This is a genomic window from Variovorax jilinensis, from assembly GCF_030316885.1.
GTDB lineage: Bacteria > Pseudomonadota > Gammaproteobacteria > Burkholderiales > Burkholderiaceae_C > Variovorax > Variovorax jilinensis.
Map to the genome: position 1 here is coordinate 344,480 of NZ_JASZYQ010000002.1, position 20,777 is coordinate 365,256.

At 67.6% G+C, this 20,777-nt stretch carries 19 protein-coding genes; 9 read left to right on the plus strand and 10 right to left on the minus strand.

Annotated elements, in window-relative coordinates:
* Positions 1-7: 7 nt before the first annotated feature.
* The 8 genes from QTH87_RS08735 to QTH87_RS08770 all read right to left on the minus strand — a co-directional run bounded on the left by QTH87_RS08735 (position 8) and on the right by QTH87_RS08770 (position 9,490).
* Positions 8-235, minus strand: coding sequence for a hypothetical protein (locus QTH87_RS08735; RefSeq protein WP_286608528.1), 228 nt, complete (start codon positions 233-235; stop codon positions 8-10).
* Positions 236-243: 8 nt separating this feature from the next.
* The gene (locus QTH87_RS08740; protein WP_286608529.1) at positions 244-1,887 is read right to left on the minus strand and encodes a bifunctional aspartate transaminase/aspartate 4-decarboxylase; all 1,644 of its coding nucleotides are present in this window, start codon (positions 1,885-1,887) and stop codon (positions 244-246) included.
* A gap of 44 nt (positions 1,888-1,931) precedes the next feature.
* The gene (gene aspT / locus QTH87_RS08745) at positions 1,932-3,620 is read right to left on the minus strand and encodes an aspartate-alanine antiporter (RefSeq protein ID WP_286608530.1); all 1,689 of its coding nucleotides are present in this window, start codon (positions 3,618-3,620) and stop codon (positions 1,932-1,934) included.
* 17 nt (positions 3,621-3,637) lie between these two features.
* Positions 3,638-5,380, minus strand: coding sequence for an aspartate-alanine antiporter (gene aspT, locus QTH87_RS08750; protein ID WP_286608531.1), 1,743 nt, complete (start codon positions 5,378-5,380; stop codon positions 3,638-3,640).
* Positions 5,381-5,464: 84 nt separating this feature from the next.
* Entirely contained in the window at positions 5,465-6,505 is a 1,041-nt protein-coding gene (locus QTH87_RS08755) for a VWA domain-containing protein (RefSeq protein WP_286608532.1), read from the minus strand.
* Positions 6,502-7,494, minus strand: a complete 993-nt coding sequence (locus QTH87_RS08760) for a DUF58 domain-containing protein (protein ID WP_286608533.1) — start codon at positions 7,492-7,494, stop codon at positions 6,502-6,504. Before QTH87_RS08760 ends, QTH87_RS08755 begins: the two co-directional genes overlap by 4 nt.
* Complete coding sequence (locus QTH87_RS08765; RefSeq protein ID WP_286608534.1) at positions 7,475-8,485, minus strand: AAA family ATPase; 1,011 nt, start codon at positions 8,483-8,485, stop codon at positions 7,475-7,477. The genes QTH87_RS08760 and QTH87_RS08765 overlap by 20 nt, the downstream gene beginning before the upstream one ends.
* 24 nt (positions 8,486-8,509) lie before the next feature.
* Positions 8,510-9,490 carry a S1C family serine protease gene (locus QTH87_RS08770; RefSeq protein ID WP_286608535.1) on the minus strand — a complete coding sequence of 327 codons (981 nt, stop codon included), beginning with the start codon at positions 9,488-9,490 and terminating at the stop codon, positions 8,510-8,512.
* Positions 9,491-9,579: 89 nt separating this feature from the next.
* Between QTH87_RS08770 and QTH87_RS08775 the strand changes: the two genes are divergently transcribed.
* The gene (locus tag QTH87_RS08775; protein WP_286608536.1) at positions 9,580-10,440 is read left to right on the plus strand and encodes a TatD family hydrolase; all 861 of its coding nucleotides are present in this window, start codon (positions 9,580-9,582) and stop codon (positions 10,438-10,440) included.
* Positions 10,441-10,564: 124 nt separating this feature from the next.
* The gene (locus QTH87_RS08780; RefSeq protein WP_286608537.1) at positions 10,565-10,945 is read left to right on the plus strand and encodes a hypothetical protein; all 381 of its coding nucleotides are present in this window, start codon (positions 10,565-10,567) and stop codon (positions 10,943-10,945) included.
* Positions 10,946-11,023: 78 nt separating this feature from the next.
* Here QTH87_RS08780 and QTH87_RS08785 read toward each other — a convergent pair whose 3' ends face one another.
* Positions 11,024-11,854, minus strand: coding sequence for a mechanosensitive ion channel family protein (locus QTH87_RS08785; RefSeq protein WP_286608538.1), 831 nt, complete (start codon positions 11,852-11,854; stop codon positions 11,024-11,026).
* A gap of 47 nt (positions 11,855-11,901) precedes the next feature.
* Here QTH87_RS08785 and QTH87_RS08790 point away from each other — a divergent pair, with 47 nt between their 5' ends.
* The 5 genes from QTH87_RS08790 (at position 11,902) to QTH87_RS08810 (ending at position 17,108) form a co-directional block, all read left to right on the plus strand.
* Entirely contained in the window at positions 11,902-12,435 is a 534-nt protein-coding gene (locus QTH87_RS08790; RefSeq protein ID WP_286608539.1) for a DNA-deoxyinosine glycosylase, read from the plus strand.
* Entirely contained in the window at positions 12,432-13,175 is a 744-nt protein-coding gene (locus tag QTH87_RS08795; protein WP_286608540.1) for a class I SAM-dependent methyltransferase, read from the plus strand. Before QTH87_RS08790 ends, QTH87_RS08795 begins: the two co-directional genes overlap by 4 nt.
* Positions 13,176-13,179: 4 nt before the next feature.
* A complete protein-coding gene (tfpB, locus tag QTH87_RS08800; protein WP_286608541.1) occupies positions 13,180-14,967 on the plus strand; it encodes a type IV pilus assembly ATPase TfpB in 1,788 nt (595 codons plus the stop codon).
* Positions 14,968-15,096: 129 nt separating this feature from the next.
* On the plus strand, positions 15,097-15,585 hold the full coding sequence (locus QTH87_RS08805) for a tripartite tricarboxylate transporter TctB family protein (RefSeq protein WP_286608542.1): 489 nt from the start codon (positions 15,097-15,099) through the stop codon (positions 15,583-15,585).
* An 11-nt stretch (positions 15,586-15,596) separates the two neighbouring features.
* Positions 15,597-17,108 (plus strand): tripartite tricarboxylate transporter permease, encoded by a 1,512-nt coding sequence (locus tag QTH87_RS08810; RefSeq protein WP_286608543.1) that lies wholly within the window; start codon positions 15,597-15,599, stop codon positions 17,106-17,108.
* Between the two features lie 43 nt (positions 17,109-17,151).
* Here QTH87_RS08810 and QTH87_RS08815 read toward each other — a convergent pair whose 3' ends face one another.
* Positions 17,152-18,078 carry a LysR family transcriptional regulator gene (locus QTH87_RS08815; RefSeq protein WP_286608544.1) on the minus strand — a complete coding sequence of 309 codons (927 nt, stop codon included), beginning with the start codon at positions 18,076-18,078 and terminating at the stop codon, positions 17,152-17,154.
* A gap of 109 nt (positions 18,079-18,187) precedes the next feature.
* Between QTH87_RS08815 and QTH87_RS08820 the strand changes: the two genes are divergently transcribed.
* Both QTH87_RS08820 and QTH87_RS08825 read left to right on the plus strand, forming a co-directional pair.
* The gene (locus QTH87_RS08820; protein WP_286608545.1) at positions 18,188-19,159 is read left to right on the plus strand and encodes a tripartite tricarboxylate transporter substrate binding protein; all 972 of its coding nucleotides are present in this window, start codon (positions 18,188-18,190) and stop codon (positions 19,157-19,159) included.
* A gap of 4 nt (positions 19,160-19,163) precedes the next feature.
* Positions 19,164-20,777 (plus strand): gamma-glutamyltransferase family protein, encoded by a 1,614-nt coding sequence (locus QTH87_RS08825; RefSeq protein WP_286608546.1) that lies wholly within the window; start codon positions 19,164-19,166, stop codon positions 20,775-20,777.

The window sequence follows — 20,777 nt, forward strand, 5'->3', positions numbered from 1 at the left end:
GCAGGCGCTACGGCGAGCGATGCAGCCGCGGCGCCGCCAGTGCGTCGATGTTGTCGGCGATCGCGACGTCGACGTCGCGCCAGCGCCCGGTGAGCTTCGCCGAGGCCAGCGCGGCCTGCAGCAGCCGCAGCTCCTTGGCGCCGGGCGCCACCTTGATCTGCGCGATCGCGGCCGTGCTGTTGCCGGTGCGCAGCAGCGCGACCATCTTGTCGACCCATTCGTTGGTTCTGGCCATGGGCGGGACTACTTCCTGCCCTTCTTCACCGCCTTGGGCTTGGAAGCCTTGCCCGCATTTGCCGTGCCGCCGGTCTCCTTCTGGAAGCGCTCGAAGTACTCCGACGCCATGCCGCGGATCGACTTGCCGATGTTGGCGTAGTCGTACTCGTTGAGGTTCGCGAGCGAGACGCGGCCCGAGGCGTGCGTGCCGCCGAAACCGCGGCCCGGCAGCAGCACGATGCTGGTTTCCTCCGCGAGGCGGAACAGTGCCTCGTTGGGCTTGAGCTGCGTCAGCAGCCACTTGGCGAAGGCCGGCCCGTGCATCTGGGTCGCGATCTCCTCCATGTCGAGCAGGTGGTAGTAGCGCACCGAATTCGGGTCGACCACCATCGGCAGGCCCAGCGCACGGTAGAGCGCCTCCTTGCGGCGCAGCACGATGCGCTTCATGGCGGCCTTGTAGGCCTGCGGTTCGTCCATCAGCGAGAACAGCGAGAACATCACCATCTGCGCCTGCACCGGCGTCGACAGGCCGGCCGTGTGGTTGAGCGCCACGGTGCGGCTGTCGGCCACCAGCCGGTCGATGAACTTGAGCTTGCGCGGCTCGGTGGTGATCGAGCTGTAGCGTTCGTCGAGTTCCTTGCGCCTGGCTTCGGGCAGCGCCGCGATCTTGCGGTCGAGGATGTTGTCCTCGTGCGTCGCCACCACGCCCATGCGCCAGCCCGTGGCACCGAAGTACTTCGAGAACGAATAGACCAGGATCGTGTTGTGCGGGCAGATGGCGAACAGCGAGACGAAGTTGTCCGCGAAGGTGCCGTAGACGTCGTCCGTGAGGATGATCAGGTCGGGCCGCTGCTTCACGATCTCGGCGATGTTCGCCAGCACCTCGTCGCTCATCTTGACCGAGGGCGGATTGCTCGGATTGCAGAGGAAGAAGGCCTTGACCTTCGGGTCGAGCAGCTTCTGCAGTTCCTTCTTGGTGTACTGCCAGTTGTTCTCGGGCTCGGCGTCGATGTTGAGCTCGAGCAGCTGGTAGTCATTGAGATGCGGGATCTCGATGTAGGGCGTGAAGATCGGCATGCCGAGCGCGATCGTGTCGCCGGCTTCGATCAGGTGGTTCTCGCGCAGGCTGTTGAACAGGTAGGTCATGGCCGCGGTGCCGCCTTCGACCGCATACATGTCGAACTTGCCCACGAAGGGATGGGTGCCGATCATCTCGCGGTGGATGTACTGGCCCACGATGATCTCCGACAGTCGCAGCATGCGGTCGGGCACCGGGTAGTTGCAGCCCAGGATGGCCTCGCACATCTCGTAGATGAAGTCGCCGGCCGACAGGCCGAGCTGGTCGCGCACGTACGAGACCGCGGACTCGATGAAGCGCACGCCGGGCACGCCGCGGTTCGTCTGCGTGAAGATCTCGAAGCGCGCCTCGATGCCTTCGCGCTGCGGGAAGCCGCCGACGTCGTCCATGTAGACATAGGAACGCTCGGATTCGCTCATGGCGAACAGGCCGAACTGGAAGAAGCCGTGGCGTGGCGTCGTGGCCAGGAAGTTCGGATTGCCGCGGCCCGCGTTCAGCATCAGGCGATCGCTCTCGCTGGCGACCTTGATCAGGGCATCCTTGAGTTCGAAGGGGCTCAGGTTGCCAAGCTTTTCGACGTCGCTGAATTCCATTGTTGTTTCCTTTGGGATCGAGATTGAAGGGATGGCACGCCTGCTCAGACCAGCGCCACGATCAGCGGTCCGAGCAGCGTGAGAAAGACGTTGGCCAGCGCGTAGGTGATCGCGAACGGCACCGTCGGGATCGCGTTCTCGGCCTTGTCGAGCACCTCGCCGAAGGCCGGGTTGGCACTGCGCGAGCCCGACAGCGCGCCGGCGAAGTTCGCCACGTTGTCGTAGCGCAGCACGTAGCGGCCGAAGACCATCGTGATCAGCATCGGGACCAGCGTCACGACGACGCCGACGCCGAAGATCGTGAGGCCGAGTTCGCGGATGGTCTGCACCGCCTGCAGGCCCGACGACAGGCCCACCACCACCACGAAGCCGGCCAGGCCGAGGTCCTTGAGCAACTGCACCGCACCGGCCGGCAGGGCGCCGAAGGTCTGGCGCCGTGCGCGGTACCAGCCGAACAGCAGGCCCGACAGCAGCGCGCCGCCGCCGCTGCCGAGCGTGAGCGGGATGTCCCCGAGCTTGACGCTCAGCAGGCCGATCAGCAGACCCACGACGAGGCCGGCGCCGAGGTAGACGAAGTCGGTCTTGCTGCTGGGCACGATGGTCTCGCCGATGCGCGAGGCGACCCGCTTGACATCCTGCTCGGCACCGAAGATCGAGACCAGGTCGCCGGCCTGCACCACCGTGTCGTCCTTCATCGGCAAAACCCGGCCCATGCGGCTGATCTGCGTCACGAAGATGCCGTGGCGGGCGCCGCCGGCGGTCTCTGTGCGGATGCGGCCGATGGTCTTGCCGTCGAACTCGTTGCGGGCCAGCACGATGTCGCGCTTGTGCATGGTGAGTTCCATGCCGTCGACGCCGTCGAGCTCGCGCCCGAGCATCGGCGCGCTGGACACCACGGCCTCGCGGCGCCCGACCACCAGCACGATGTCACCCTGCGCGAGCCGCAGGTCGGGCCCGACCTCGATGAACTTGCCGTCGCGCTTGACGCGCTCGATCGTGATCGTGGTGGCCGGAGTCGCGTTCTCGATATCGGCAACGCTGCGCTTCGGGTCGCTCGTGAGCTCGTAGATGCGGCCCACCAGCGCCGGCGCGGCCGCCTGCTGGTCGGGGCCGAGCGCCGCGGCCCCGGCCTGCATGCGCATTTCCTCGGCCACCGCATCGTCGCGGATCGAGCGGCCCATGAAGCGCGGGAGGATGTTGACGCACACGATGATGGCGCCGAAGGAGCCGAAGACGTAGGTCACCGCATAGCCGATCGCGACGTTGCCCTGCAGCCGCGTGGTTTCGTCGGCCGAGAGACCGAGCTTGGCGATCGCGTCGCCCGCGGTGCCGATGATGGCCGACTGCGTGAGGCCGCCGGCCGCGATGCCCGCGGCCAGCCCCTTGTCGAGCGAGAACAGCTTGGCCATGACGATCACGGTGGCCAGGCCGGTCAGTGCCATCACAGCGGCCAGCACGATCTCTTTTATCGAACGCTTGCCCAGCGAGCTGAAGAATTGCGGGCCGCTCTCGAAGCCGACCGCGTAGATGAACAGCGCGAACAGCACGGCCTTGACACCGTTGTCGATCTGCACGCCGACCTGGCTCACCACCACGGCCGCCAGCAGCGAGCCGGCAACGCCGCCGAGCTGGAACTTGCCGAACTTGAACTTGCCGATCCAGTAGCCGACCGCCAGCGAGAGGAAGAGCGCCATCTCGGGCGATCGCTTGAACAGTTCGTGCAGCCATTCCATGGTCGGGTGGTCCTTGTTCAGTGCGCCTGCATGGCGCTGACGATGCCGACGATCAGCGGCCCCATCAGGGGCAGTATCACGTTCGAGATCGCGTAGGTGATGGTGTAGCCGAGCAATGGCGTGGTATTGCCGGCCGCGTTCTGGACCGCGCTGAGCGCGGGCGTGCTGCATTGCTGGCCGGCGATCGCGCCGAGCAGCACCGGTGTCTCGATCTTGAGCAGCTTGCGCCCCACGAACAGCGAGCAGCAGGCAGGCACCACCGCGATCGCCACGCCCAGCAGCGGCAGCGCGATACCGAACTTGTGGATCAGGTCCAGCGCCTGCGGTCCCGATGCAAGGCCGACGCAGGCGATGAAGGTGGCCAGGCCGATGTCCTTCATGAGCGCGAGGGCGTCGTCGGGGATGCTGAGCCGGTGCGGGTTCCGGGCCTGCCACCAGCCGAAGGCGAGGCCGCTGAGCAGCGCACCGCCACCGGTGCCGAGCGAGAACGGGATGCCGCCGAACTTGATGCTGAAGTGGCCGATGAACACGCCCGCCAGGATGCCGGCCGCCATGTAGCTCATGTTGGTGCGCGCGGACCGGATGACGCGGTCGCCGAAGAGCGGCAGCACCTTTGTGATGTCGGCGCTCGGGCCGAGCAGCTTGAGCACGTCGCGTTTCTTGAGCCGGAAGTCGGGCAGCAGCGGCATCGTGTGGCCGTCGCGCACCACGCCGACCACGTGCAGGTTCTGCGGCAGCCGCGGCAAGGTGCCCTGCGCCTCGCCGTCGTGCACCTTGAGCTCGCGCAGGCTGCGGTCGAACCATTGGGGATGGTTCACCACCACCTCGGCAGTCTCGACCACCACCTCGAGGTCGCTGGTGTCGGCATGCTCGCGACCGAACTCGGCGCCGATGGCCACCATCGCGCTGCGTTCGCCGAACACCAGCACCCGATCGTCGGCAGCCAGCACCAGCGAAGGCGTGATCTCGAGCGTGGCGTCGCCGCGCTTCACGCGCTCGATGCCCGCGCGGCGCTCGAAGGGTCCCATGAGTTCGGCCACCGTGCGACCCTGGCCCCTGGGACCCACGTCGAACACGCGGCCGACGATGTCCGGCGTCGCGCTCTCGCCTTCGGTCGCACCGCCGCCCATCGAGCGCCAGAGCTTGTCGGCCTCGGCACGCAGGTTGATGCGCAACAGCAGCGGAAAGATCTGGCTCGTGACGATCACGATCGCGATCAGTCCGAAGATGTAGGTGATCGAATAGGCGGTCACCACATTGGCCTGCAACTGCTGGATCTGCTCGGCCGGCAGAGCCAGCTTGGAGATGGCGTCGGTCGCGGTACCGACCACGGCCGACTCTGTCGCGGCGCCCGCCATGAGGCCGGCCGCGGTGCCCGGATCGAAGCCGAAGAAGCGACTCGCGCCCACCACGAGTGCGATCACCACCACCACCTCCACCAGGCACAGCAAGCCCATGCGCAGGCCCTTGGCGTCGAGATTGGCGAAGAACTGCGGGCCGCCCGCGTAGCCGAGCGCGAAGATGAACAGCATGAAGAAGACGTTCTTCACACCGTTGTCGAGCGTGATGCCGAGCTGGCCCACGAGCAGCGCGACGATCAGCGTGCCGCAGACGCCGCCGAGCTGGATCGGTCCGAAGCTGATCTGTCCGATCGCATAGCCGATCGAAAGCACCAGGAACAAGGCGATCTCGGGATGCCTTCTGAGAATGTCTGCGAACTCGCTGAGCACGTGCGTGATTCCTCCGGGCTTGGCCGTCAAGTCGCGGCCTCGGCTCCCTTTCGGGCCAGTTTAGCCGGGGAAAACTTCAGGTCGGTGTAGACCTTCGTTTGCGGAGGAATTTTTCTAGAGGATGCGGTTGAACCAGAGCAGCGAGAGTCCTGCCGAGACCAGCGCCAGCGCTGCGGCAGCCATCGCGAACAGGGCCGAGACCTCGGTCTCCTTCTTCTCGACCGTGAGCCGCGAGCTCAGCGTGTTGTAGACCTTCTTGAGGTCGTTGGCGGTGCCCGCATAGAAGTACTCGGCCTGGGTCTTGTTGGCGATCGCTTTGAGCGTCTCCTCGTCGAGCCGCACGCGCATCGACCAGCCCTCGAAGCCGATGGTCTCGCCGTCGACCGTGCCGATGCCCACCGTGTAGACGCGCACGCCGCGGTCGGCCGCCACCTTGGCGGCGTCGAGCGGATCGACGCCCGTGGTGCGCTGGCCGTCGGTCAGCATGATGATCGCCGCCGAGGTGTAGGAGCCCGGCGTCACCGGCGTGAACTCCTTGGGTGCCGGCTTGCCCGCGCGCTCGATCGGGGTGCCGGTCTGGCGGCTCTTGGGCGCGAAGTCCGCGATGTCGATGCCCGCCTCGGGGAACAGCGTGGCCAGCGAAACCACGATCGCATTGCCGGTGGCGGTGGCCCGCTGCAGCTGGAAGGAATCGATCGCCGTGACCAGGTCGTCGCGGTTGGTGGTCGGCAGCTGCGCCACCTGCGCACTGCCGGCGAAGGCCACGATGCCGACCTTCACGGTGCGCGGCAGTTCCTTGAGGAAGCTCTTGGCTGCTTCCTGCGCCGCGACCAGCCGGTTGGGTTGCACATCGGCGGCGCGCATGCTGCCCGAGACGTCCATCGCAAGGATGATGGTCTGCTGGTTGGAGGGCAGCACCACCACCGCCATCGGCCGTGCGGCGGCGATCAGCATCGCCGTCAGCGCGAGCAGGAACAGCAAAGGGGGGATGTGCCGCCGCACGGTCTGGCCCGCGCCCATCGCCTCGCGCACGATCGACAGGCTCGCATAGCGCAGCGCGAGCTTCTTCTTGCGCCGGATGAGCCACAGGTAGAGCAGCACCAGAAGCGGCACGGCCAGCAGCAGCCAGAGGAATTGAGGCCAGAGGAAGTTCATGCGGCCACCGCCTTGGAGTTCGCCTGGCCCGAGCGGACGCGGCGCTTGCGCATGTCGGCAAATCGCACGATGGCTTCCACCAGGTCGTCGTCGGTCGAGAGCTCGAGGGCGTCGACGCCGATCTTGGCCAGCGATTCGCGCAGCTGTCCTTCGCGTTCGGCGGCGATGCGGGCAAAGCGCTTGCGAAAGCCCGCGTCGTGCGTGTCGACCCAGAGCTGCTCGCCGGTCTCGGCGTCGCGCAGCGGAACCAGACCGAGGTCCGGCAGCTCGAGCTCGAGCGGATCGAAGACGCGCACGGCGACCACGTCATGGCGTTGAACGAGATGCGCGAGCGGCCGCTCCCAGCCGGGCTCGGTGACGAAGTCCGAAACCACGAACACGGTCGAGCGGCGAGGAATCAGCACGGCGGCCGACTTGAGCAGGTCGGCCAGGCGGGTCATGCCCTTCTGGGTCGGTGCACGCTCGGCGGTGCGCCGCTCCATCGCGTGCATGAGGTGGAGCACATGGCGGCGGCCGCTTCGCGGCGGAATCACCGCTTCGACATCGTTGCCGTAGACCATCGCGCCGACGCGGTTGCCATGCCGCGTGAGCAGGCGCGCGATGACACCGACGAAGCCGGCAGAGATCTCGCGCTTGGCCTTCACGCCGGAGCCGAAATCGACCGAGCGGCTCAGGTCGAGGACGAACCAGGCGGCCATCTCGCGGTCTTCGGTGAACACGCGAACGTGCGGCGACTGCAGGCGGGCCGTGACGTTCCAGTCGATGTGCCGCACATCGTCGTGGTGCTGGTATTCGCGCAGATCGGCAAGGTCCAGCCCGGTGCCGCGCATCAGGGTGCGGTAGTCGCCTTGCAGCAGGCCGTCGAGGCGTCGTATGACGGTCCATTCGAGCCGACGCAGCGCGCGTTCGACCCCGCTGGCCGCGGCTTCAACGGCCGCGAGCTGCTCGTCGTTGGCGGCTTTCGCGCGCCTAGGCCACCAGCTTTTCATGCTCGAGCGGCTTGGGTGGTGCAGGCACGGCGCGCATGATGCGCTCGATCAGGCTGTCGGGCGTGAGCCCTTCGGACAGGCCTTCGTAGGAAAGCGTCACGCGGTGGCGCAGCACGTCGGGCACCAGCGCGGTCATGTCTTCCGGCAGCGCGTAGTTGCGGCCGCGCAGCATGGCCAGGGCGCGTGCGCCCTGCGTCAGGTTGATGCTCGCGCGCGGGCTGGCGCCGAAGGTGATGAAGCGGCGCATGTCCTTGAGGCCGTGCTTCTCGGGCGTGCGCGTGGCCGACACCAGCTTGACCGCGTACTGGATCAGCGAGGGATCGACGTAGACGCGCTGCGCCTCGGCCTGCAGTGCAGCGAGCTGCTCGGTGCTGGCGACCGGCTGCGCATCGACCTGGGGGCCGATGACGCGCTGGACGATGACGAACTCTTCCTCGTCGGTCGGGTAGTCGACCAGCACCTTCATCATGAAGCGGTCGACCTGCGCCTCGGGCAGCGGATAGGTGCCCTCGGTCTCGATCGGGTTCTGCGTGGCCATGACGAGGAAGGGGCGCGGCACCTTGTGCGTCTCGCCGGCGATCGTGACCTGGCGTTCCTGCATCACCTCGAGCAGCGCGCTCTGCACCTTGGCCGGCGCGCGGTTGATTTCGTCGGCCAGCAGCAGATTGGCGAACACCGGGCCCAGCGAGGTGCTGAAGTCGCCGGTCTTCTGGTTGTAGATGCGGGTGCCGACCAGGTCCGCCGGCACCAGGTCGGGCGTGAACTGGATGCGCTTGAACTGCCCGCGCACCGTGTCGGCCAGCGTCTTGACCGTGAGGGTCTTCGCAAGGCCCGGAACACCCTCGACCAGCAGGTGGCCGCCGGCCAGCATCGCCACCATGACGCGCTCGAGGAAGCGGTCCTGGCCGACCACGACGCGCTTGACCTGATAGAGGATCTGCTCCATCAGTTCGGCCGTGGCCGGGGAGGTCGATTCGAACTCTGTGCTCATGGGCGTTGTGCTTTCTTCGGTGGATCAGAAGGGCGGCGAACCGGCGGCGGATGCGGCGTTCTCGATCGGTACCGCGAAGGCGATGCCGATGAAGGTGCGCTGCTGGGTCGGGTTGAGGATCGCGGTCACGATGCCGAGCACCTCGCCGCTCATGTTGATGAGCGGGCCGCCCGAATTGCCGGGATTGGCTGCGGCGTCGAACTGGATCAGGTTGCCGAGTTCCTGCTTGCCCTCGGGCGATCGGAACGAGCGGTTGAGCCCCGAGACCACGCCGGCCGAGACGGAAGGGCCGATGCCGAAGGGAAAGCCGACCGCCGCGACCTGGTCGCCCGGCATCAGGTCGGCCGTGGATCGCATGGTGGCCGGGATCAGGTCGTCGGGCAGCTTCTGTGCCTGCAGTACCGCGAGATCGTTCTCCGGCTGCAGCGCAGTGATGGTGGCCGGCGCCTCGAAGCCGTCGGCGAAGGTGACCTTGATGGTCTCGGCGCCCGCGACCACGTGCAGGTTGGTGAGGATGATGCCCTTGTCGACAATCACGACACCGGTGCCGACGCCGCGTTCGACTTCCTTGCCGGGCACCTCGTCGGTCGTTTCGGGCGGCTTGCCCTTGGCGAGATTGCGCCCGCGCTTCTCGGTCTTGGCTTCGGGCGTGTTCTTCTCGGTGCCGTAGCCGACCACGCGCACGACCGAGGGCCGGATGATGTCGGCGGCGCGGGCAGCCTGCGACGGCAGGACGTTGGTCTGCAGCGTGCGCAGCACGGCGGCGTCGATGTCCTTCTGGGTGAGGGCCGGGCCTGCCTGGCGCGGCCACAGATAGGCGCCGGTGGCGCCGAGTCCGACCACCAGTGCCAGCAGCAGGCCGAAGCTGCGACGGCCCGGCTGCCACGCCGGCCTGGCCGAAGGCACTGCCGCCAAGGCGGGCGACTCGTCTGCGGACGTGCCCGGCTCCACCGCATCCTGCTGCGGTACGCGGGGCGAGCGGCTGTAGAAAGCAGGCCTGCGCATCGGGGCACCTCCGGGCAAAAGAGAGTCGCTGTGGCAGCCACGGTAGCACGCTTTCCGCGCCCGTGCATCCCTTCGGGCATCATGGCGCGATGGCCTTCTTCGTCGACACCCATTGCCACCTCGACGCGCCCGAATTCGGTTCGGAGATGCCCCGTATCCGTGCCCGTGCACGCAGTGCGGGCGTGGCCCTGTGCGTCATTCCGGCGGTTGCCGTCGACAACTTCGATGCCGTGCGCGAGCTTGCCCATCTGCAGGGCGATGCCTATGCGCTCGGCATCCATCCGCTGTGCACCGGCACGGCCCGCGACGAGGATCTGGACCGGCTCGACGAGGAACTCGGCCGGCGCCGCGACGACCCGCGGCTGGTCGCGGTCGGCGAGATCGGGCTCGACTACTTCGTCGAGGGCCTGGATGCCGCCCGCCAGGAGCGCTTCTTTCACACCCAGTTGCAGCTGGCGCGCAAGCACGCCTTGCCGGTCGTCATCCATGTACGGCGGTCGGTCGACCAGGTGCTCAAGCATCTGCGGCAGGTGGCACCGGGCCAGGCCTGGCAGGGCATCGCGCACGCCTTCAATGGCAGCGCGCAGCAGGCGCAGGCCTGCCTGGCGCTGGGCCTCAAGCTGGGTTTCGGTGGTGCCGTCACCTTCGAACGCGCGCTGCAGCTCCGGCGCCTGGCCGGCTCGCTGCCGATCGACGCGATCGTGATGGAGACCGACGCCCCCGACATCCAGCCGCACTGGCTCTACCGCACCCAGGCCGAGCGCGCTGCCGGCGCATCGCAGGGGCGCAACGAGCCCGCCGAACTGCCGCGCATCGCGCAGGTGGTGGCCGCCCTGCGCGGCATCGAGACCGGCGCGCTGGCCGAGGCGACGACGCGCAATGCGACGGCGGCGCTGCCAAGGCTGCTTCCCCTCGTTCGCCTGTCGGGCGAAGCCCTGCACGGCGCGTAGGCGGATTGCCCGACTTGCGCGGTCCGGTCTGCGGGGCGCCGTTTTGGTGTCATCCTCGCACCCTGTGCAGCCGTTGCGTCATAGTGGCGAGCCAGTCACTCCACTCAAACAAAGGAGCTTTCCCATGAATACATCCATCGTTCGCACCCTCCCGGCAGCAGTCGCGCTGGCCGTTGCCTGCATCGCCGGTTCGGCCGTCGCGCAGACCGCGGCACCGACCACCACCCAGAAGGTCGAGAACGCCGGCGAGAAGGCCTGGGACGCCACCAAGAGCGGCACCGAGAAGGCCTGGGACAAGACCAAGGCCGGCAGCGAGAAGGCCTGGGACGCTACCAAGAGCGGTACCAAGAAGGCCGTGAAGGCGACCGAGAAGGGTGCCAAGGCCACCGGAAAGGCGGTCGACAACGTGGCCACCGATGCCGCCGACGGTACGCGCAAGGTCGGCAACAAGATCGGCGAGAAGATCCCCGGCACCGCCCAGCACGACGCCGCCAAGAAGCCCTGAACACGGGCGCCCGGCCCGGTCGGGCGTGCCAGCGAAAAACCCGCCGACGGCGGGTTTTTTCATTGGCGGCGCGGTGGCTCAGGCCACGGCGGGCGGCGTGATGTTGCGATGCACCAGCGGCGTCTCGGGCGTCGGGTAGCCGGCGGTGCCGAAGGTCTGGACGATCGCCTTGTGGGTGTCGAAGTAGACCTGCCAGTAGTGGTCGGTGTGCGTGTAGGGCCGCACCGCGAGCAGCGGGCCCTCGGGTGTGAAGCCGAGGATCTCGACATCGGGCGCTGGCGTGGTGGCGATGTTGGGGATCTGGCCCACGGCCGCCTTCAGCAGTTCGATGGCCTGCGTCACATCGACGCCGTTGGCCACCTTGGCCGTGACGTCGACGCGGCGGAAGGCCAGCTGGCTGAAGTTCTGGATCGATTCCGACAGCACCTTGTTGTTGCCCACGGTCGTGACCACGTTGTCGGGCGTGATGACGGTGGTGCCGAACAGGCCCAGTTCCTTCACCGTGCCGTTGACGCCGCCGCCGATCGTCACGTAGTCGCCCACCTTGTAGGGCCGCAGCACCTGCAGGAACACGCCGGCCGCGAAATGGGTGAGCAGGCCGCCCCAGGCGGTGCCGATGGCGAGACCGGCGCCGGCCAGCAGCACGGCGAACGAGGTGGTCTTGACGCCGAACATGTCGAGGATCGCGAGGATCAGGACGATGTTGAGCAGCACGCCGAGGATGGAGACCAGGTAGTTGCTGAGCGTCGGGTCGATGCGCTTGCCGCGCTCGAGGGCCGCACCCGCGAGGCGCTGTGCCAGGCCGATCAGCCAGCGACCGACCCCCCATGCCACCAGGGCACCGATCACTTTCAGGCCAAAATCGACGCCCTGTGTCGTCAGGAAAATCCAGATCGCTTCCGTATTCATGTTCCATCCTCTCGCCGGGGCCTGTGCGTCGGCCGCCGTGCAACGTTATGAATAAGCCGGCCTTGCGCCCAGGCGACGCGAAAGTCGTGCTCACGGGACTCGCGCCGATCGTTTCCGACAACACCGCCGTGTTGATACTCGGCAGTTTTCCCGGTGCCCGATCGATCGCGCAGCAGCGGTATTATGCGCACCCGCAGAATGGTTTCTGGAGGATATTGCAGGCGCTGTGGCCCGCAGAGCCCCTTGCCACGGGCGAAGATAGCTATGAAAAGCGTAGCAGATGGCTGCTCGACCACGGCCTCGGCGTGTGGGACGTCTACGCCAGTTGCGAGCGCGAGGGCAGCCTCGATTCGGCCATCCGGGAAGGGGTCCTGAACGACATCGCGAGCCTGCGCCTGCCGCGGCTCGCGGCCGTCGCGCACAACGGCGGCGAAAGCTTCAGGCACGCGCGCCACACGCGCCTGCTGGGCGTCCCGGTGCATCGGCTGCCATCGTCGAGCCCGGCCAACGCGTCATGGAGCTTCGAGCGCAAGCTGGCGGCCTGGCGTGAAGTATTCGAAAGGTATCTGGTCATCCCATGAAGCTGTCGTTGCCCGAAGTCAATTTCTCCGATTGGGGCGACGTGCGCTATCTGCACCTCGGCACCGAGTGGGTCCAGGGCTCGATGAAGCTCGATGCGCCGTTCGAGATCGAGCTCGAATACGTGCAGCGCATGATGGCCTGGCTGCTGTTCGTCGACCCCGCGAGCGTCGGCAAGCGGCATGCGATGCAGCTCGGGCTCGGCGCGGCCAGCCTCACCAAGTTCTGCCGCAAGCAGCTGCGCATGCGCACCACCGCGATCGAGCTCAACCCGCAGGTGGTGGCCGCCTGCCGCGGCTGGTTCAAGCTGCCGGCCGACGACACCAAGCTCGAGATCGTCATCGCCGATGCCTCGGCCGAGATCCGCAAGCCGCGCTGGGCCGGCACGGTCGATGCCCTGCAGGTCGACCTCTACGACCACGAGGCGGCAGCGCCGGTGCTCGACAGCGAGGCCTTCTATGCCGACTGCCGCGCCCTGCTGACCGAGGACGGCTGCATGACGGTCAATCTCTTCGGCCGCTCGTCGAGCTACGAGCGCAGCCTCGAGAAGATCTCTGCCGCCTTCGGCGCCGATGCGGTCTGGGCCTTCAAGCCGACGCGCGAGGGCAACACCGTGGTGCTCGCGCAGCGCGAGGCCAGCCGGCCGAAGCGGCCCGTGCTTGCCGAGCGCGCACAAAGCATCCAGACTCGCTGGGGCCTGCCCGCGCCGAAGTGGCTGCGGGTCTTCAAACCCCAGACCTGACCTCATGAGCGCTGTCACTCCCGCCGCTGCCGCTGCCTCGCGCCACGAAGGCCCGCTGGTGCTGAGCCACCTGATCGAATGGCTGGCCAAGGACGGCGTGATCTCTCCAATGGAAGCCAAGCGCACGCTGGCGCGCTGCGCCCAGGCCGAGAGCCGGCAGGCGCCTCTGGTGCGCCTGGCCAACGTGGCCATGACCCGCGAGCGCGACGGCAAGCCGCTCGACCTCGAGATGCTGACCCAGTGGCTGGCCGGCCGCGCCGGCCTGGCCTACCTGCGCATCGATCCGATCAAGGTCGACGTCGGCAAGGTGGCCGACACCATGAGCGCGGCCTACGCCGAGCGCCACAAGGTGCTGCCGGTGCAGGTGACGCCGAACGAGGTGGTGGTTGCCACGGCCGAGCCCTTCCTGACCGACTGGATCGCCGAGGTCGAGCGCCAGTCGCGCCGCTCGGTGCGCCGCGTGGTCTCCAACCCGACCGATATCCAGCGCTACACGGCCGAGTTCTTCGCGCTCGCCAAGTCGGTGCGGGCGGCCCAGAAGGCGGGCGGCAGCGCGGGCGGTGCCAGCTTCGAGCAGCTGGTCGAGCTCGGCAAGACCAACAAGCAGCTCGACGCCAACGACCAGAGCGTGGTGCAGGTGGTCGACTGGCTCTGGCAGTACGCCTTCGATCAGCGCGCCAGCGACATCCATCTCGAGCCGCGGCGCGACCAGGGGATGATCCGTTTTCGCATCGACGGCGTGCTGCACCCGGCCTACCAGATGCCCATGGGCGTGCTCAACGCGATGGTGGCGCGCATCAAGCTTTTGGGCCGCATGGACGTGGTCGAGAAGCGCCGTCCGCTCGACGGCCGCATCAAGACCCGCAACATGCGTGGCGACGAGGTCGAGATGCGGCTGTCGACCCTGCCCACGGCCTTCGGCGAGAAGATGGTGATGCGCATCTTCGACCCCGACACCGCGGTCAAGGACCTCGATGCGCTGGGCTTCGCGCCGCATGACGCCGAGCGCTGGGAAAAGCTGGTGACGCGGCCGCACGGCATCATCCTCGTCACCGGTCCGACCGGCTCGGGCAAGACCACCACGCTGTACAGCACGCTCAAGCGCATCGCGACCGAGGAGGTCAACGTGAGCACGGTCGAGGACCCGATCGAGATGATCGAGCCCTCGTTCAACCAGACGCAGGTGCAGACGCAGCTCGACTTCGGCTTCACCGAAGGGTTGCGGGCGCTGATGCGGCAGGACCCGGACATCATCATGGTCGGCGAGATCCGAGACCTGGCGACCGCCGAGATGGCGGTGCAGGCGGCGCTCACGGGGCACCTGGTGTTCAGCACGCTGCACACCAACGACGCGCCGAGCGCGATCACCCGGCTCATGGAGCTCGGCGTGCCTTCCTACCTGATCACGGCCGTGATGCTCGGCGTGCTGGCACAGCGGCTGGTGCGGACCCTGTGCCCCAACTGCAAGGAACCCGACGAGTCGGTCACGCGCGAAAAGCTCGCCGAGTTCGTCAAGCCCTGGCAGATCAACGGCTCGGTGCGTGCGTACAAGCCGGTGGGCTGCGTCGACTGCCGCATGACGGGCTACATGGGCCGCATGGGCCTCTACGAGCTGCTCAGCATCACCGAGGCCTTCAAGGGCCAGGTCACCAAGGAGCCCAACACCGCCGGGCTGCGGCGCCAGGCGGTGGTCGACGGCATGCGGCCGCTGCGCCTGGCGGGCGCGCTGCGCGTGGCCGAGGGCGTGACCACCATCGAGGAAGTGCTGAGCGCGACACCTCCGCTCGAATAGCGCCGCGGCGCGCGTCGGCGCGTCGCCCGTTCAGGGAATACCCTGAAGCGCCGATAGGTGGAATCCACATTCGTCTGACTGAAGGCTGACTACACAATCTCCGATCGAATTTTTTCGTGGAGACCGTTCGTGAAAATCAAGAGTCAGAAAGACTTCTTCTCGGGGGTGATGTTCGCCGTCGTGGGCGTCGCCTTCGCATGGGGGGCGACCACCTACAACGTCGGCAGCGGTGCCCGCATGGGCCCGGGCTACTTCCCGCTGATGCTCGGCATCCTGATGGCCTTCATCGGCCTCGTCATCATGTTCACCGGTCTCACGGTCGAGACCGAGGACGGACAGCCGATCGGCAAGTGGGCCTGGAAGCAGGTGGTCTTCATCCTCGGCGCCAACCTGGCCTTCGGCGTGCTGCTCGGCGGCCTGCCGAGCATCGGCGTGCCGGCCATGGGGATGATCATCGCGATCTATGCGCTGGTCATCATCTCCAGCCTCGCGGGCAGCGAGTTCAACCTGCCCAAGGTGCTGATCCTCGCCACCGCGCTGGCGGTCGGCAGCTACATCGCCTTCATCTGGGCGCTCAAGCTGCAAATCCAGGTGTGGCCCACCTTCATCACGGGCTGAGGACCAGACAAATGGAACTACTCAACAATCTCTCGCTCGGCTTCGGCGTTGCGTTCACCTTCACCAACCTGCTGTATTGCCTGGTCGGCTGCATCCTGGGCACGCTGATCGGCGTGCTGCCGGGCATCGGTCCGGTCGCGACCATCGCGATGCTGCTGCCGGCCACCTATGCCCTGCCGCCGGTTTCGGCGCTGATCATGCTGGCCGGCATCTACTACGGTGCCCAGTACGGCGGCTCCACCACCGCGATCCTGGTCAATCTGCCCGGTGAATCGTCCTCGGTGGTGACCGTGATCGACGGCTACCAGATGGCGCGCAAGGGGCGGGCCGGGCCTGCGCTCGCGGCCGCCGGCCTGGGCTCCTTCTTCGCCGGTTGCGTGGGCACGCTGATCCTCGCGGCCTTCGCGCCGCCGCTGACCGAGCTGGCCTTCAAGTTCGGCCCGGCCGAATACTTCTCGCTGATGATCCTGGGCCTGATCGGCGCCGTGGTGCTGGCCTCGGGCTCGCTGCTCAAGGCGATTGCGATGATCGTGCTGGGCCTGCTGCTGGGGCTGGTCGGCACCGACGTCAATTCGGGCGTGGCGCGCTTCAGCTTCGACATCCCGGAACTGACCGACGGCATCGGCTTCGTCGCCATCGCCATGGGTGTGTTCGGCTACGGCGAGATCATCGCCAACCTGTCGCGCCCCGAGGAAGACCGCGAGGTCTTCACGGCCAAGGTCTCGGGCCTGTTCCCGACCAAGGAAGACTTCAAGCGCATGCTGCCCGCGGTGCTGCGCGGCACCACGCTCGGTGCCGCGCTCGGCATCCTGCCGGGCGGCGGCGCGCTGCTGGCGGCCTTCGCGGCCTACACGATCGAGAAGAAGACCAAGCTGCATCCCGGCGAAGTGCCGTTCGGCAAGGGCAACATCCGCGGCGTCGCGGCACCCGAGTCGGCCAACAACGCCGGCGCCCAGACCTCCTTCATCCCGCTGCTGACGCTGGGCATTCCGCCCAACGCCGTGATGGCGCTGATGGTGGGCGCGATGACCATCCACAACATCCAGCCGGGCCCGCAGGTCATGACCAGCAACCCGGAACTGTTCTGGGGCCTGATCGCCTCGATGTGGATCGGCAACGCGATGCTGATCGTGCTGAACCTGCCGCTGATCGGCATGTGGATCAAGCTGCTGTCGGTGCCGTACAAGTACCTGTTCCCGGCGATCGTGCTGTTCTGCGCCATCGGCGTCTATTCCACCAACAACAACACCTTCGACATCTGGATGGTGGCGGCCTTCGGCTTCGTCGGCTATGCCTTCTTCAAGCTCGGATGCGAGCCGGCGCCACTGCTGCTGGGCTTCATCCTGGGCCCGATGATGGAAGAGAACCTGCGCCGCGCGCTGCTGCTGTCGCGCGGCGACTGGGTGGTGTTCGTCTCGCGGCCGATCTCGGCCGGCCTGCTGGCGGCGGCCCTGCTGCTGCTGGTGATCGTGCTGCTGCCGGCGGTCAAGTCCAAGCGCGAGGAAGCTTTCGTCGAGGACTGAGAGCGCTTGCTCCAAAAGGAAAGAAGCACCTTCGGTGCTTTTTTCATGCCTTCGGCGCGCGCGGCGGCTTCATGTGCTGGCGCGCCAGCGCGAGGAAGGCCAGCGCCGCCGGGTTGAGCGGGTGCTTGGCCAGCCGCACGGCCACCACCGGGTATTCGAGCACCGGCCGGGTCACGGCCACGGCGCGCAGGTTGGCGGGCATCAGGACCTCGACGTAGCGAGGCAGCAGCGAGACGCCGGCACCCGCCTGGATCAGGCCGAAGGCGGTCGACAGCATCGACACATGGTGCGCCACGCGCGGATAGACGTTGGCGACGCTCGAGAGCTGCCGGCTCACCGCGCGCCAGACGTTGGCGTCCGGGTTGACGTGGATGAAGGGCAGCGCCTCGAGGTGCCGCGCATCGATCACGATGCGCTGCGCGAGCGGATGGTCGTCGCGCACGAAGAGCGCCATGCGTTCGGTGAAGAGCGGCTCGGTCGCGAGTTCGGAGTGGCCCTGGCCGATGTCGGAGCCGAAGCCCAGGTCGGCCTCCTGGGAGAGGATGCGCGAGATCATCTGCTCGGCCGTGCTGTCGACCAGCGTGGTGGCGAGCGCCGGGTATTGCTGCGAGAAACGCCCGAGCAGCGGCGGCAGCAGCGCGCCGGCCGTGAGATGGCCGACCGCCAGCACCACCCGGCCCTCGCGCAGCTGCGACTGCGACCGGCAGGCGCCGACCGATTCGTCGATCAGGCGCAGCGCGCGCACCGCGGTGTCGACCATCATCTGTCCCGCGTTGGTGATGCGCAGGCGGCGTCCGCGCACCACCAGCGGCTGGCCGAGCTCGTGCTCCATGCGCTTGATCAGGTGGCTGATCGCGGGCTGCGTGAGTTGCAGCACCTCGGCCGCGAGCGTGAAGCTGCCGGTCTCGGCCACCGCGGCCAGTGCCCGCAACTGCTGCAGCGAGATCTCTTCAGGTGCGTTGCCTGGCATAAACAGCGTTCATAGTTCGATAAAGCGGATTATCTGGCTTGATGCGACGGCCTTGCATAGCATTCGCATTCCCGCGTCGGGCCCACAGAGAGAATCACGCATCACCACCATGAAACGAATCCGCTTCCTCCAGGCCTGTGCCGCGCTGCTGTGCGCGGCCGCTGCGCCGGCCAGCTTCGCGCAGGCCTATCCGACCAAGCCGATCCGGCTGATCGTGCCTTTCCCGGCCGGCGGTGCCACCGACCTGTTCGCGCGCACGCTGTCGCAGAAGATGGGCGAGAAGCTCGGCACCACGCTGGTGATCGACAACAAGCCCGGTGCCGGCGGCGCGATCGGCTCCGACATGGCGGCCAAGGCCCCGGCCGACGGCTACACGCTGCTGCTTGCCACCACGAGCACGCATTCGATCGGCCCCGCGATCAACGCCAGGCTGCCCTACGACACGGTGCGCGACTTCACCCCGATCGCCCACGTGGGCGACGCGCCCAGCATCATGCTGGTGCCCAACGACTCGCCCGCCAAGACCGTGCGCGAGTGGATCGACTACGCGAAGAAGAACCCCGGCAAGCTCAACTACGCCTCGAGCGGCAACGGCACCATCGTCCAGCTCACGGCGGAGCTGTTCAAGTCGCAGGCCGGCGTCTACGTGACGCACATCCCGTACAAGGGCACGGCGCTCGCCATTCCCGACCTGATCTCGGGCAAGGTCGACGTGCTGTTCGACTCGCTGCCCACCGGCATGCCGCACGTGCGGGACGGCCGGCTGCGCGCGCTCGGCGTGACGACCCTCAAGCGCAGCCCGCTGGCGCCCGAGCTGGCGCCGATCGCCGACGTGCTGCCGGGCTTCGAATCGAACACCTGGTTCGGCCTCTACGGCCCCAAGGGCCTGCCGGCCGACCTGGTGGCGCGTCTCAATGCGGCTGCCAACCAGGCGCTTGCCGACCCCGAGGTCCGCGACAAGCTCGCACGCCTGGGCATCGAGCCGACGATCAGCACGCCGGCGCAGCTGGCGGGCATGGTGGCCGAGGATGCCGCCAAGTGGAAGAAGATCATCACCGAACGCAAGATCACCGGGGACTGACCCAATGAAATTCGATTACGCCAATCCCTACACCTCCACCCGCATCCCGGTCTTCGCGCGCAATGTCGTGTCGACCTCCCATCCGCTGGCGGCGCAGGCCGGGCTCCGCATCCTCCAGCAGGGCGGCAACGCGGTCGACGCGGCGGTCGCCACCGCGGCCGTCATGACGCTGGTCGAGCCGGTCAGCAACGGCCTCGGCAGCGACGCCTTCTGCATCCTGTGGGATGGCGAGAAACTGCACGGCCTCAACGCATCGGGCTGCGCGCCCGCGGCCTGGTCGCCCGGCTACTTCCGCGGCAAGTACGGCGCCGACGCGAAGACGCCGCCGATGCGCGGCATGGATTCGGTCACGGTGCCCGGCGCGGTCGGAAGCTGGGTCGCGCTGTCGGAGCGCTTCGGCAAGCTGCCTTTCGGCGACCTCATGGCGCCCGCGATCGAGATCGCCGAGCGCGGCTACCTGATGCCGCCCGTGGTGCAGCAGAAGTGGGCCGCCGCGACGCCGATCCTGCAGTCGCAGCCGGGTTTCGCGCAGAGCTTCCTGCCCTGGGGCCGGGCGCCCGAGGTCGGCGAACTGTTCCGCTTCCCCGCTGCGGCGCGTGCGCTCAAGGCCATCGCGGCCACGCGCGGCGAGGCCTTCTATGGCGGCGAGATCGCCGAGGCGCTCGAGAAGTTCTCGACCGCCAATGGCGGCAGCCTCAAGGCCAGCGACCTCGCGGGCTGGAAGCCCGAGTGGGTGGAGCCGGTCGGCCAGGACTACCGCGGCCACCGGCTGCACGAGATTCCACCCAACGGCCAGGGCATCGCGGCGCTGATCGCGCTCGGCATCCTCGAGCATTTCGACATCGGCGCGCTGGCGGTCGACTCGGTGCGCTCGCAGCACCTGCAGATCGAGGCCATGAAGCTGGCCTTCGCCGACGTCTATCGCTACGTGGCCGAGCCATCGTCGATGGAGGTGACCCCGCTGCAGATGCTCGATGGCGCCTACCTCGCATCGCGTGCCAAACTCATCGACTTGAACAAGGCACGGGACTTCAAGGCGGGCAACCCGGTCAAGGGCGGCACCATCTACCTCACGGCGGCCGACGAGAACGGCATGATGGTGAGCTTCATCCAGAGCAACTATATGGGCTTCGGCTCGGGCTGCGTCGAGCCCGGCTTCGGCATCAGCCTGCAGAACCGGGGCCACGGCTTCAGCCTGGCGGACGGCAGCCCCAACCAGGTGGCGCCGGGCAAGCGGCCCTTCCACACCATCATCCCGGCCTTCCTCACGAAGGACGGAGCCCCCGTCATGAGCTTCGGCGTCATGGGCGGCAACATGCAGCCGCAGGGCCACATGCAGACGCTGGTGCGCATGCTCGACTACGGCCAGAACCCGCAGGCGGCCTGCGATGCGCCGCGCTGGCGCTTCAACGCCGGGCTCGAGATCAACGTCGAATCGGCCATGGATCCGGCCACCGTGCAGGGCCTGACCGATCTCGGCCACCAGGTCGACGTCATCAACGATTCCTACCAGGACTTCGGCGCCGGCCAGTTCATCTGGCGCGCAGGCGACCCTGCGGTAGAGGGCTACGTGGCGGCCAGCGACGCACGCCGCGACGGCCTGGCGGCCGGGTTCTAG

Coding starts and splice junctions, on each gene's coding strand:
- QTH87_RS08820 (WP_286608545.1), top strand. CDS start 18,188: ATGAAACGAATCCGCTTCCTCCAGGCCTGTGCCGCGCTGCTGTGCGCG.
- QTH87_RS08785 (WP_286608538.1), bottom strand. CDS start 11,854: ATGAATACGGAAGCGATCTGGATTTTCCTGACGACACAGGGCGTCGAT.
- QTH87_RS08755 (WP_286608532.1), bottom strand. CDS start 6,505: ATGAACTTCCTCTGGCCTCAATTCCTCTGGCTGCTGCTGGCCGTGCCG.
- QTH87_RS08760 (WP_286608533.1), bottom strand. CDS start 7,494: ATGAAAAGCTGGTGGCCTAGGCGCGCGAAAGCCGCCAACGACGAGCAG.
- QTH87_RS08825 (WP_286608546.1), top strand. CDS start 19,164: ATGAAATTCGATTACGCCAATCCCTACACCTCCACCCGCATCCCGGTC.
- QTH87_RS08775 (WP_286608536.1), top strand. CDS start 9,580: ATGGCCTTCTTCGTCGACACCCATTGCCACCTCGACGCGCCCGAATTC.
- QTH87_RS08780 (WP_286608537.1), top strand. CDS start 10,565: ATGAATACATCCATCGTTCGCACCCTCCCGGCAGCAGTCGCGCTGGCC.
- QTH87_RS08810 (WP_286608543.1), top strand. CDS start 15,597: ATGGAACTACTCAACAATCTCTCGCTCGGCTTCGGCGTTGCGTTCACC.
- aspT (WP_286608530.1), bottom strand. CDS start 3,620: ATGGAATGGCTGCACGAACTGTTCAAGCGATCGCCCGAGATGGCGCTC.
- QTH87_RS08770 (WP_286608535.1), bottom strand. CDS start 9,490: ATGCGCAGGCCTGCTTTCTACAGCCGCTCGCCCCGCGTACCGCAGCAG.
- QTH87_RS08765 (WP_286608534.1), bottom strand. CDS start 8,485: ATGAGCACAGAGTTCGAATCGACCTCCCCGGCCACGGCCGAACTGATG.
- QTH87_RS08740 (WP_286608529.1), bottom strand. CDS start 1,887: ATGGAATTCAGCGACGTCGAAAAGCTTGGCAACCTGAGCCCCTTCGAA.
- QTH87_RS08795 (WP_286608540.1), top strand. CDS start 12,432: ATGAAGCTGTCGTTGCCCGAAGTCAATTTCTCCGATTGGGGCGACGTG.
- QTH87_RS08735 (WP_286608528.1), bottom strand. CDS start 235: ATGGCCAGAACCAACGAATGGGTCGACAAGATGGTCGCGCTGCTGCGC.
- QTH87_RS08790 (WP_286608539.1), top strand. CDS start 11,902: ATGAATAAGCCGGCCTTGCGCCCAGGCGACGCGAAAGTCGTGCTCACG.
- QTH87_RS08815 (WP_286608544.1), bottom strand. CDS start 18,078: ATGCCAGGCAACGCACCTGAAGAGATCTCGCTGCAGCAGTTGCGGGCA.
- tfpB (WP_286608541.1), top strand. CDS start 13,180: ATGAGCGCTGTCACTCCCGCCGCTGCCGCTGCCTCGCGCCACGAAGGC.